Consider the following 12,442-nt stretch of genomic DNA (forward strand, 5'->3'; position numbering starts at 1 on the left):
TTTGCCGGAAAGAATTATAGAATATGAAGAAATTATTGTCGCTGCCGCCTAATCTGGTAGGCAGTTTCCATGAGATAACACATACAGGTATTTCCGACTGGTTTTGTACATCCGATCCTGTCGGTGCCCGGCTCGGCTCGGGCGGAGGTACGACTTGGCTGTTGGAAGCCTGCCGCATCGCTGAGGATGGCGGAACGGCTGTTCCTGTGCAGGAATGGCTGGCAAAGGAGAAACGCATATTGCTGCATGCCGGGGGGCAGAGCCGCCGTTTGCCGGGATATGCGCCGTCGGGCAAGATACTGACGCCTGTCCCCGTATTCCGGTGGGCAAGAGGGCAGAAATTATCGCAAACGCTCCTTTCATTGCAGCTTCCGTTGTACGAGGAGATCATGCGGAAGGCTCCGGATTCGCTGCACACACTGGTTGCCAGCGGCGATGTCTACCTGCGTAACAGCGAGCCGCTGCAGGCGATACCCGAAGCGGATGTCGTTTGTTATGGCCTATGGGTCGATCCGGCCCTGGCTACCCGTCACGGTGTATTCGTATCGGATCGCAAAGCTCCCGACCAGCTCGATTTTATGCTTCAGAAACCTTCTCTCGATGAGTTGGGACATCTGGCCGGCACACACCTCTTCCTGATGGACATCGGCGTATGGCTGCTCAGCGACCGAGCGGTGGAACTGTTGATGAAACATTCCTATACGCCGGACGGGAAGCAGATGAAGGAATATGACCTGTATTCCGAGTTCGGGCTTGCCCTCGGTGCGCATCCGCGGATAGAGGACGAAGAGCTGAACGCACTTTCCGTCGCTATCCTGCCTCTGCCGGGCGGAGAATTTTATCATTATGGCACGAGCCGCGAACTGATCTCGTCTACGCTGGCGGTGCAGAATCTCGTGCGCGACCAGCGCGCCATCATGCAGCGTAAGGTGAAACCCCATCCCGCCATGTTCGTCCAGAACGCCGAAGTATGCCGGCCACTAACGGCCGATAATTCCGAGCTATGGATCGAAAACAGTTTCATCGGTAAGGGCTGGACACTTTCCGACCGCCATGTCATCACGGGTGTTCCTGAGAATGACTGGACGTTCCGGGTTCCCTCCGGTGTCTGTATCGATGTGGTTCCGGTGGATAGTGAAGGCTGGGCGGCACGTCCGTATGGCTTCAACGATCCTTTCAAGGGAGATATGGCCGATGGGGAGACGCTCTTTATGGGGCGCTCGGTCGGGGAGTGGGCTTCGGAACGGGGAGTCAGCTTGCCGGCATGTGGTGATATACAGAACGCGCCGCTGTTTCCCGTTTGCCGTAACGTGGACGACTTGGGTCTTGTGATGCGCTGGATGGTGTCGGAACCGGAGTTGAAAGAAGGGCGGAAGATTTGGGAAGAAGCCGTTAGGATGTCGGCCAACCGGTTGTCCGATGAGGCTGATCTCCGCCGTCTTTTTGCACAGCGCGAAGCATTCAGGCAAAAGAACTGGCCCATGCTTGCAGCCAACCACGATAAAAGTATTTTCTATCAGCTGGATTTGGCTGATGCCGCTTCCGAGTTTGTTGCCGGAGGCCTTGCACTGCCTGAAGCATTACCGGAAGATGCTCCCTTGATGAAGCGCATACACGACCATATGTTCCGTGCCCGTGTCATGCGGCTTTCGGGTGACAGCCGTTGCGATGAGGAGCAACAGATGGCCTTTTCATTGCTGCGCGAGGGACTGACCGGCACGATAGCCGATGAGAAGCAATCGCCGCACCTTAACGTTTATCGTGACCAGATTGTCTGGGGACGTAGCCCTGTGCGCATTGATCTTGCGGGAGGATGGACGGATACGCCGCCTTACTGCATGTATGCCGGCGGAAACGTGGTAAACGTCGCAATCGAGCTGAACGGACAACCGCCTTTGCAAGTTTATGTGAAACCGGCAAATGAACCTCATATTATCCTCCGTTCCATCGATATGGGTGCGAGGGAGTGTATTTCCACCTGGGACGAACTGCGTGATTTTAAGAAAGTAGGTTCGCCCTTCTCCATCCCGAAAGCAGCATTGGCGCTGGCTGGTTTCATCCCCGAATTTTCCGCCGGACGTTTCCACTCCCTGGAAGAGCAGTTGAAAGCATTCGGCTGTGGGCTGGAAGTGACGTTGCTCGCCGCGATCCCTGCCGGTTCCGGATTGGGCACAAGCTCGATCCTGGCGGCTACGGTGTTGGGTGCGTTGTCGGATTTCTGCGGTCTGGCATGGGATAAGAACGAGATCGGCAACCGTACGTTGATTCTCGAGCAGTTGCTCACGACAGGTGGTGGCTGGCAAGACCAGTATGGGGGCGTGCTGCACGGGTTGAAGCTGTTGCAGACAGGTGAAGGTTTCCATCAGAATCCATCGGTGCGTTGGCTACCCGAGTATCTTTTTACCGAACCGGAATACCGCGCTTGCCATTTGCTGTATTACACGGGAATCACGCGGACGGCAAAGGATATCCTGGCCGAAATCGTACGTGGAATGTTTCTCAACAGCGGCACACATCTTGGCTTGCTTTCCGGGATGAAAGCGCACGCTCTCGATATGTACGAAGCAATCCTGCGGGGCGACTTTACAGCGTACGGCAAGCTGGTCGGCAAGACTTGGGAACAGAACAAGGCGCTCGATGCCGGAACCAATCCTCCCGCTGTGGAACGCTTGATATCGCGCATACAGGATTACACTTTAGGATGCAAACTTCCCGGCGCCGGTGGCGGAGGTTACCTCTACATCGTAGCCAAAGACCCCGAAGCCGCCTTACAGATACGCCGCCTGCTCACCGCAGAACCGCAAAACGGGAACGCCCGCTTCGTCGAAATGAGTCTTTCGGATAAGGGGTTGCAAGTGAGCCGGTCATAGGAATCTTAAGTTCGGTCGATATTTTGTGGTTTTACACAGAATATTCGGTCGGAAAAATGTGACTTTTTGCGTAATATTCGGTCGGAATATTGTATATTTGCATGGAAAGTGCTATTAAATAATAGATTGCTATGTACAGAAACATTATAGAACAACTCAAGGAATGGAAAAATAAGGAGCGTAGGAAGCCTCTTATATTGGCGGGTGCACGTCAGGTTGGCAAGACTTATATACTCAAGAAGTTTGGTGAGCAGGAGTTTGCCAACGTGGCTTACATCAATTGTGATGATAATGAGTTGGCAAAAGATTTGTTTGTGCAGGATTATGATATGCAGCGTATTATCCTTGCGATTGGAGCTATCACGCAGCAAAGCATAGAAGCCGGCAAAACATTGATTATTCTTGATGAGATTCAAGAGTCGCCCCGTGGGTTGTCGGTTCTGAAGTATTTTTGTGAAAATGCGCCTCAGTATCATGTGGCTGTAGCAGGATCATTGTTGGGTATCTCTATGCACAGAGGGGAGTCATTTCCTGTCGGCAAGGTAGATATTTTGCATATTTATCCTATGACATTCGATGAGTTCTTATTGGCAAAGGGGAAAAGCCAAATGGTAGATATTCTTCGTTCAAAAGATTGGATCACCATAAAACTTCTTAGGGGTGAGTTTATCAAGGCTTTACGTGAATATTATTTTGTGGGCGGCATGCCTGAATCTGTAAATGAGTTCATTGGGACCAATGATGCAATGAAAGTGAGAGAGATTCAAAACAATATTCTCTATACTTATCAAAAAGACATATCGAAGCATGTACCAATCTCGGAATCCAACCGCATTAATATGGTGTGGCGTTCTATGCCTTCTCAGTTAGTAAAGGAAAACAAGAAGTTTATTTATGGTGTGGCCAAACCTGGAGGAAGGGCTAAGGATTTTGAGGTGGCTATACAATGGTTGATGGATGCCGGATTAGTATATAAAGCAGAAAGAATATTACAGCCTAAAATGCCTTTGAAATTTTATGTTGACATTTCCAGTTTTAAGTTGTTTCTATTGGACTGTGGGTTGTTAGGAGCAATGAGTGAAACACCTCCGGAGAATTTATTGGTGGCGGATAACGGTATGGAGGAATCCAAAGGTGCTTTTACGGAAAATTATGTGATGAGCCAGTTGGTATCTACTCACAACACTTCTGTATTCTATTATAGTAATGATGCGAAGTTAGAAATCGACTTTTTAATTCAGCATGGCAGTAAGATAGTTCCGATAGAAGCGAAGGCCGAAGAGAATCTTCGTTCAAAGTCACTTTCTATTTTTGTTGCTGATCATCCAGAGTTGCACGGATTACGCTTTTCTATGTCGGACTATCGTGAACAAGATTGGATGACAAATGTACCACTCTATGCAGTTTCTACCTATTTTTAGTTCGGTCGGAAAAATGTGATGACAGTTGATTTTAAATATGTTAAAACTTACAATAACCCCCTTCCCGGGGTGTTTTTCTATTTCGTTCGAAAAGTTGATCGATTTTGAAGTGACTTTTTTCATGGTTTTAGCCTGCTCAACTGACAACAGAGGAGATGAGGTGCGCAGCCCATTCCGGAAAGCGTACAATTTGATTACCGAAAACCGGAAACACCGTCAAAGTGATAAAGCTTAACTCTTGGAGAATCGCCTGTAGCAAAATAAAACGGACGGCGTTCCAAATATCCCAAGGAAATTCAGGTGCTTTTTTGCCCTTATAACGGTCCTTTTTCCAATTACGACCGTCCAAATCGCCATTACGACCGTGCTAATCTTCGCGAGGTGCCGAGTGCACTACACATTAGCACGGTCCCAGTGGCAAAGAGGACGGTCGTAATTGTTGAAAACGCTCAAAAAAGAGGAAAAAGTCCCTTTTTGAGGTCAAAAAAGCGAATTAACATTTGTTTTGTTTCGGATGTTTTTTTGGCCTGAAAAATGCGTTTTATACAATAAGTCCCTGGAATTTCATGCCTGTTCGCCGGACCAGTGAATCTTCTTTATCATCAGATATCCGCTTCCGCCAAGGAAAGTTAGGAAGGTGAAGGCGACCAGGATCAGCAGTTTCTTCGGGGAAGATGCTTTGAGGGGGACGGAGGCTGGTTCGATGATGGTGTAGACGGGTGTTTGTTCCTGTACCCGCAGCTTGTCTTGCTCCAGCTTTTGTGCCAGCGTGTTGTAGACGTTGAAGGTGAGAGTCATTTCGTTGCGCAGCCGCTCCTGTTCGGTGCGGTAGCTGGCGGAGATGATGTTTTTGTTGCCGTCCTCGAAAGCGGCGTAGGCCTGTTGTGCCTTGTAGTAGGCGGCACGGGATTCTTTCAGCACCTTTTCTGTGAATTCCAGGTCTTTCTTTGCTTTCTGTGTCCGGTAGCGCGTGATGTAGGTCTGTAGTTTGCCCGCGATGCTGCGTGCCACTTCGGCAGAGATAAGCGGGTCCTGCATCTCGACTGCGAGGGTGACGACCATCGTTTTCTTCTCGACGAAAACAGTGGTGCGTTGGCGCAGGTCACGGAGTACAGCTTCCTGCTTCCGGGTGAGGAGGAAAGCGTTGAGGACACTGTCGTTTTCCTCCGTGTGAGAGAATAGTGCGCGGAGGGCCGCCAGTCCCTTTAAAGGTGCTTTCACGACGGCTGACCACCATGCGGCACGTTGGTGGTCAGCCATATAATCGTACAAAGACATCGTTTGCTTCTTTTCCTTGTCCGTTACCTTTTCGGGGAAAAGCTCCAACAGGAAAGGGGTGCTGTGTACGATGTCGGGATAGAGGTTGGGCGACAAAGCATCCTGCCCCGCAGCCGATCCAAGATCTATCCCCGCCATCGCTGCCAGTCCGCCGAGATTGCCCATCTTGCTTGTTGCGTCGGTCGTTTCGGGGGCTAATTTCACTGTCGTGGTGTATTCTTTGGGCAGGCTGAAGGCGACGATCAGCCCCGTAACTACCGCGATCCCGCAACATTTCAGGAGCAAGCGTTTCCTCTTCCACAGATAAGCGGCAAGGGCGATGAGGTCGATCTCTTGCTGGGAAGACGACAGGATATGATTGTTGTTGTCCATCTGTTTACTTTAAAAGGTTGATCATTGACGTAATCATGGCTGCCATCGAGGTGACGGAGCTGCCGACACTCATAATCTCCGCCAGGCTTGTCCGGCGGTCGCGCTGTGTCTTGGCGGGTACAACAATCTCGCAGCCCGGTTCCACTTTCGGGTAACGTTTGAAAAAGATCATCTTGCGTTGTGTCGTCGCTACCTTCCCGTTCATGTAAATGACGATGGGATACTTGCGGGCGATGTCGTTGTAACCTCCCGCTTGGGAAAGACAGTCGCGTACGTCCATTCCCTTCGTGTAGGTCACGCTGTTGGGGTAGGTGACGGCGCCTCTGACCTTCACCGTGCTTTGTTGTTGCGGGATGTATAGCTCGTCACCGTCGCGCAGGACGAGGTCGTCGGCACTGCCCGGATGCGCCAGCGCTTTTTGCAGGTCGATGCCCACTGGGTATTCTTTCAGGTTGGCGAGCGAGACAGAGATCGAGTCGCGTCCCTGCTGGTTGTTGTTGCTTAGCTGCAGGAGGGTTTCTATCTGGCGCAGTTCGTCGGTGGTGAGCTTGCGCTTCAAGCTGGCTCCCCGTATGTAGGCGTCGGAGGTGACACCGCCGGATTGTGCGATCAGTTCGCTGAGACGGGTGTTCTTTTTCTTCAGGGCGTAGTTGCCGGCAAAGGTGATCTCGCCTCCGACTTTTACCACCTGTTGTTCCTGGTATCCGGGAGAGAAGCGGACGAATACTTCATCGAACGGTTCGAGCGTGAAAAGCGTGTCGCCGGAGATGACGGCTAACCCGTCGCCGAGGGTGAAGTTGTATGTTTCGGCCATCTGGTTGCTGCTCTGTGTGGCCGACGGATTTTTGATCCGGCGGGCGACTTCCACGTTGACGGTCGCGGCTGCTTCACGTAATCCGCCAGCCAGGATGATGGCATCCTCTACGGTCAGGTTCTTGCGGTAAGGCAATACGGTGTCGGGCTGGTTGACGGCCCCGCTCACTTTGATGGTGTAGGGCTCGCGGAGGTCGAACAGGGAGGGAATGTACAGTTGGTCTTCCTTTTGCAGTTCGACATCGGGAGCCTGGCCGTTCAGTATGTCCACGATGTTGATGGCGATCACCGAATTGGTGAAATCCGGGTTCAGACGCGTGATCTGGGCCCGTCCGGCAAACTCATCCCCCTTAAGCCCCGAAGCTTGCCGGATCAGCTGTTTGACGGTGTGGACATCCGGACTCAGCTCATACTCGCCGGGTCGCCAGACGGCTCCCGATATGATAATCCGGTTGTCGTAGTAGGGGATGACGGAGTCGACCATCAGCGAGTCGCCGTCCTGCAGGACAAACGTCGGGAACTGTTCTTCGTTGACGGTTGCGATCTTGTAACGGTCGCCGGCTTTCCGTTTTACCCGGATGTTCTGCGTGTAGGCGTCTCCTGTGAAACCGCCTGCCATGCCAAGCAAATCGGCCAGCGTCTCGCCTCCGCGAAGCTCGTACGTCCGTTCACGTTTCACCTTGCCGCCTGCGTTGACAAGTTGCTCGTAAGGACCGATGATGATCATGTCATTGTCTTCGAGGCGGATGTTGGTGTCGTACTTGCCGTTAAGCAGGTAGTCGTACACGTCGAGGTTGGCGATCTCCTTGCTGTTCCTGTACACCTTTATATTGCGCAGTGAGCCGATATCGTTCACCCCGCCTGCCGCATAGAGGGCGTTGAAGAGGGTGGCGAGTGACGATAGGGTGTATGTGCCCGGTGCGACGGCCTCGCCTACAATGTTGACCTTTATGCTGCGTATCTGTCCTAATCCGACGGAAACGAACGTGTTAGGTTCGCTGCCGTCGAGTGTCGCCATGATCTTCCTTAGTTCCTGCCGGATGCGTTGCTCCGCCGCTTCGATGGTCAGCCCGCTCAAAGGTACGGGACCGACGTTGGGGATGAGGATCGTTCCGTCGGGCGAAAGGGTGAGTTTCAGGTTTAGTTCCGAATCTCCCCAAACATTGATCAGCACTTCATCGCCGGCCGAAAGGACATAGTTCTTGGGTGTCGGAATGTTGAGTTCCGGCTCGAAGGTCAGGTTTTTGTCGGAGAATATCTCCCGTCCGAAAACGATCTCCTCGAGCGGTTGCTTCGGTTGGTTGTCGTCGCGCTGGTCTTCCAGTGGAGGAAGTACCTGGTGCGACAAGGCCGCCCGGTCGCTCATCGTGTTTTCCGTTGCCGGCTTTATCATTTGGTTGATGCCGGACTGTTCTTTTCCATGTTTGGCTACTTCTTTCTGTATCTGCTCCTCGGTCATGCCGGCGGCGCGGGCTTTTTCGAGCAGTTCCTGCGGAATTTGCGCACTTATCGTGACCGATACCAGCAGAAGCAGGATACCCATAACATATTTGGCGTTTTTTCTCATATTACTTTTTCTATTGTTTGAACGATTCGTTGGCTTGCTGTCCCGTCACCATAGGGATTGATTGCCTGGCTCATACGGTTATAGTAGGCGTTGTCATCCAACAAACGGGATACTTCGTCCACGATCCGGTCGCAGTCTGTTCCCACCAGTTTGACCGTTCCTGCCTCCAGTGCTTCCGGCCGCTCCGTCGTGTCGCGCATGACGAGCACCGGTTTCCCCAGGCCCGGAGCTTCTTCCTGTATGCCTCCGCTGTCGGTCAGGACAAGTGCCGACCGTTCCATCAGATAGACGAAAGGCAGATATTCCAAAGGCTCGATAAAGAACAGGTTCGGCTGGTGAACTTTCCCGAAGACTTCGTGAATCGGTTCGCGCACATTGGGATTCAGATGCATGGGATAAACAAAGTCCACATCCGGATATCGTTCCGACAGTGTCTTGATCGCCCGGCATATCCGGATGAACCCTTTGCCGAAGTTCTCCCGGCGATGGCCTGTTATTAAAACCGATTTACGCCGGCTTTGTTTGATTGTTCCGATTGTTTTATAGCCAGCCTCTTTCAGTTCGTTTATCAGCCGTTTTTGCAATGACGGGTCTTCCCGGATAGTTGAAACGACGTGATAGAGGGCGTCGATCACGGTGTTGCCGGTAATCCGAATCTGCTTTTCATTAACCCCTTCCTGCAGTAAATTGTTTCGACTCAACGCAGTAGGAGAGAAGTGCCAGGTGGCGATCCTTCCCGTGATCTGTCTGTTTATTTCTTCCGGCCAGGGGCTGTAGATGTTATGCGTGCGCAGCCCGGCCTCCACATGTCCTACCGGTATTTGCCGGTAGAAGGCGGCAAGCGCTGATGCTGTGGAGGTTGTCGTATCGCCATGCACCAGAACGAGGTCGGGTTGTACCTCCTGCAGGATATTACGCATACCTGTCAGGATACGGGCGGTCACATCGTAGAGGTCCTGCCCTTGCTTCATGATGTTCAGGTCATAGTCCGGCTCGATATTGAAAAGCCTCAATACCTGGTCTAACATCTCCCTGTGTTGCCCGGTCACACATACGACAGTCTCGAACTTTTCCGGATACTTCCGGAACTCCTTCACTAACGGAGCCATTTTGATTGCTTCGGGGCGTGTTCCGAAGACGAGCATTATTTTGTGCATATTGTTATAGATTATATCTTTCCTGCTTTAACGAGGATCAGGAATTTGATTAAATGAATTTGCCGTTTAATACGGGATGGTTGTTTCAACAGGCGGTATGCAAATTCAAGGTTATGTTTCACCCACCAATCGGGAGCCCGTTTCACGTTCCCGGTATAGACATCGAAACTACCCCCTAATCCTTGATAAATGGCGGGATATGCTTTGAACATCTCATCCATTAGCAACTCTTGTTTGGGCGATCCCATTGCAATGAAGACTACATCTGGTTTTTTCGCTTTGATGTCAGCGATGAGTGCCGCCTTCTCTTCCTCCGTTCGTATATATCCATTCCGGTAGTTTGCAATCCGGATACCGGGAAAATCCTGTTGCAACCGGGAAACAGTCTTTTCAATAACCTCTTGTTTGCTCCCGACAAGATAGAACGTTTTGTCTTGTTTATATAAAGCGGCTGTGAGTTTTAGCCATAATTCGCATCCCGGAATTTTTATTGCGTTCCGTACGCCATGCCGGCGCATTGCCATAACCGCACCTATACCGTCGCAATACCCGATATTCCTGTTAATAATATCCCGTACTTGCTGAGTCGCATGCAGTATCTTCTCTGCATTGATCGCCACCAATATCCCCTTATGTTCCCCCACATATTCCAGAAGGTTGGCTTCAGAGGGGAAGGGGTGGACTTTTATTCCGTTTATCAAGATCGTTTTATTTCTCATCTCGAATAATAAGATAGAGCATTAAACATGAATGCATTGCTCCAACGCATATAAGAAATGTAGGAGCTGAAGGTCTGTTTAAGCTGATAGTAAAAATATCCTTTGGAGTCTTGCATATTCGTAATAGTCCAGTTTACAACTCTGTTGGCTAATTCTTTGTATTCCGGATACTTCCTCAGTTTGAATAAAGTGACGAGCAATTGCCCTGGACAGTGGATGTCAATGGGGTATGTTTTATCATTATAATACTTGGGAGTCCCGTCTCTTTTAAAAAAATTATGCATGTAATATTTAAAGCCGGTTTCTATATGGGTAGAAAAAGTCATATCTCCCGTTAAAGTCTGGTATTCCTGTATGCAATCAAGATTATAGCCGGTATGGAAACTGTCTTTCCAAGCTTGTACAGGCAGTATTCCATATGACCATGAACCATCTCTATTTTGTGCATCGCAGCAAGCCTGAACAGATTCTCCTGCTAATTCTTTGTATAAATCCTTGCCGGTATATTGATAGCAGTAACTAAGGATTTTACTTCCTAAAAGTGAGGCGTTATACACTGTGTCGTTACCGGGTATCGGGCTGTATGAAAAAAGAAATCCTCTTTTCTGAGGGGTTCTGTGTAAATCCTGTATAACAAAGTCGGCAGCCGATAATGCTGTTGTAAGATAGCGCTCTTTTTGTGTGATTCTGTAAGCACTTATAAGTGCAGTTGTGCAAAAGCTTGTTGCCACAACTGTCGGAGTATTCTTTGGAAAAAGAAACAAACGACGTGCCTGCCAATCAAAATTATATCCCCAGCATGAACCACTATATCCTTCAGTACGGAGTGTTATTAGGAGTTCTGCCAGTTGGTCAATATAGGATAGGACAACCTCTTTTTTCCCGAATAAATCTTCCTTACCAGTCTTTTCTATCATAGAATATAGGTTACAATATCCTTGTAGGAAAAGTCCGATTCCTTTTGAATTATATTCTTTCGGGACGAGAAACAAGCTGCGCATGTTAAAAGGCATGCGTTTGAATCCTTGTATCATAATCAATCGGCATATGGCTGACCTATTCAGAAAAGGTATGCTTTGGAAAACCTTGGAGTTTAACCCGTCGTATGGGTCCCAGCCTTTGAATTGTTCGACTTCACAGTAAAGACGGAGCTTATTGAATGCCTTTAGTTGTTCTATATCCATACTGTTTATGTATTAGTTAGCAACTGTTTGTAGAAGTAGACAACAGAACTTTTACTATAATTCTCACGAACAAATTCTGCCGGAGTGTATATGTCTTTATTCTTGGATATTATTTCTATTTTATTCAATATCTCATCAATATCAGGAGAGAAAGATATTAATTCACCACTTATACCTGGTCGAACCAATTCCGGCATGGAAGTTGTATTTCTGGCGATGACCGGAATATTACATGCCATTGCTTCGAGTACAACGAGTCCTAAAGATTCTCTTTTAGAGAACATCAGGCAAATATCGAGTTCCTGGTAAAATTTGTACATTAGGTATTGGGGATAGGGTACATGCCTGATTAGTTGTATCGGATATTTATAGAATGCTTTTTTCCAATGGTTATCTTCATCTCCATAATCAATATAATGGATATAAATATCTTTTTTTAGTTTTTTTTGTAGCTCTGGTACCTTCTGTATTAGTTGATAAAGGTATTCAACTCCTTTGTTTTTGGTTAGGGCAGATGGAAAACCGAGATGCAGAGAATACTTTTCCCATTTCGATTCTCCCGGGCAAAATAAACTTGTATCAATACCGCCACTTGGTGAAATCTGTATTCTTTCCGGATTGATATCTAATTGCTTCGTGATAACAGAACGGTAATAAAAAGAGGGTGATATATGGATGTCGTTTTTCTTCAACGTTTTTTTCATTAAAGAGCGTATGGCTTTGAAGAAAAGGGTGTTATGTACTAATTCTTCTCCATGCCAGTGAAAGATGATTTTGTTTTTCTGAAACGGGATACGGATGAACAAAGGAAGCATGAGCGTATAATGGTTGATATACAGCACATCATACTGTCTTAAAGGAGCAGACAACAGTTTAAGGTAGAAAGATGCGTAATCTTTGATTTTTTCCTTCAATTTAGTTCCGGAAGAGTATAACACCAGCATATCTACATGAAATCCTGCTTCTTCCAATCTCCCTTTGATTGATTGTACATATGTCCCGCTATTTGGTCTTTGTGGAGACGGATATGCGTTGTTAATGAGTAAAATATTCTTTGTCAT

Annotated in this window: 8 protein-coding genes; 2 read left to right on the forward strand and 6 right to left on the reverse strand. The window is 48.8% G+C overall.

What is annotated here, in order from left to right:
• Positions 1-23 precede the first annotated feature (23 nt).
• Together DWW90_RS07140 and DWW90_RS07145 are read left to right on the forward strand one after the other, a co-directional pair.
• The gene (locus DWW90_RS07140; protein ID WP_122344481.1) at positions 24-2,870 is read left to right on the forward strand and encodes a bifunctional fucokinase/fucose-1-phosphate guanylyltransferase; all 2,847 of its coding nucleotides are present in this window, start codon (positions 24-26) and stop codon (positions 2,868-2,870) included.
• 131 nt (positions 2,871-3,001) lie between these two features.
• Positions 3,002-4,291, forward strand: coding sequence for an ATP-binding protein (locus DWW90_RS07145; protein WP_122332233.1), 1,290 nt, complete (start codon positions 3,002-3,004; stop codon positions 4,289-4,291).
• Between the two features lie 564 nt (positions 4,292-4,855).
• On the opposite strand, the gene DWW90_RS07155 is transcribed toward DWW90_RS07145, so the two are convergent.
• From DWW90_RS07155 to DWW90_RS07180, 6 genes are read right to left on the reverse strand one after another with little or no spacing between them, the layout of a single operon-like run.
• Complete coding sequence (locus DWW90_RS07155; RefSeq protein ID WP_122344483.1) at positions 4,856-5,941, reverse strand: Wzz/FepE/Etk N-terminal domain-containing protein; 1,086 nt, start codon at positions 5,939-5,941, stop codon at positions 4,856-4,858.
• Between the two features lie 4 nt (positions 5,942-5,945).
• A complete protein-coding gene (locus DWW90_RS07160) occupies positions 5,946-8,321 on the reverse strand; it encodes an SLBB domain-containing protein (protein WP_122344484.1) in 2,376 nt (791 codons plus the stop codon).
• Positions 8,318-9,478, reverse strand: coding sequence for a non-hydrolyzing UDP-N-acetylglucosamine 2-epimerase (gene wecB / locus DWW90_RS07165; protein WP_122344485.1), 1,161 nt, complete (start codon positions 9,476-9,478; stop codon positions 8,318-8,320). Before wecB ends, DWW90_RS07160 begins: the two co-directional genes overlap by 4 nt.
• 11 nt (positions 9,479-9,489) lie before the next feature.
• On the reverse strand, positions 9,490-10,197 hold the full coding sequence (locus DWW90_RS07170) for a WecB/TagA/CpsF family glycosyltransferase (RefSeq protein WP_115499052.1): 708 nt from the start codon (positions 10,195-10,197) through the stop codon (positions 9,490-9,492).
• A complete protein-coding gene (locus tag DWW90_RS07175) occupies positions 10,194-11,381 on the reverse strand; it encodes a glycoside hydrolase family 88 protein (protein ID WP_122344486.1) in 1,188 nt (395 codons plus the stop codon). The genes DWW90_RS07170 and DWW90_RS07175 overlap by 4 nt, the downstream gene beginning before the upstream one ends.
• A 5-nt stretch (positions 11,382-11,386) precedes the next feature.
• Entirely contained in the window at positions 11,387-12,442 is a 1,056-nt protein-coding gene (locus DWW90_RS07180; protein ID WP_122344487.1) for a glycosyltransferase family 4 protein, read from the reverse strand.

Source organism: Parabacteroides sp. AF17-28, from assembly GCF_003479205.1.
GTDB classification, from domain to species: Bacteria; Bacteroidota; Bacteroidia; order Bacteroidales; family Tannerellaceae; genus Parabacteroides; species Parabacteroides acidifaciens.

Bases quoted from the DNA above. Each gene is read 5' to 3' on its own strand.
- DWW90_RS07140 (WP_122344481.1), top strand. From the start codon at position 24: ATGAAGAAATTATTGTCGCTGCCGCCTAATCTGGTAGGCAGTTTCCAT.
- DWW90_RS07155 (WP_122344483.1), bottom strand. From the start codon at position 5,941: ATGGACAACAACAATCATATCCTGTCGTCTTCCCAGCAAGAGATCGAC.
- DWW90_RS07145 (WP_122332233.1), top strand. From the start codon at position 3,002: ATGTACAGAAACATTATAGAACAACTCAAGGAATGGAAAAATAAGGAG.
- wecB (WP_122344485.1), bottom strand. From the start codon at position 9,478: ATGCACAAAATAATGCTCGTCTTCGGAACACGCCCCGAAGCAATCAAA.
- DWW90_RS07175 (WP_122344486.1), bottom strand. From the start codon at position 11,381: ATGGATATAGAACAACTAAAGGCATTCAATAAGCTCCGTCTTTACTGT.
- DWW90_RS07160 (WP_122344484.1), bottom strand. From the start codon at position 8,321: ATGAGAAAAAACGCCAAATATGTTATGGGTATCCTGCTTCTGCTGGTA.
- DWW90_RS07180 (WP_122344487.1), bottom strand. From the start codon at position 12,442: ATGACAAAGAATATTTTACTCATTAACAACGCATATCCGTCTCCACAA.
- DWW90_RS07170 (WP_115499052.1), bottom strand. From the start codon at position 10,197: ATGAGAAATAAAACGATCTTGATAAACGGAATAAAAGTCCACCCCTTC.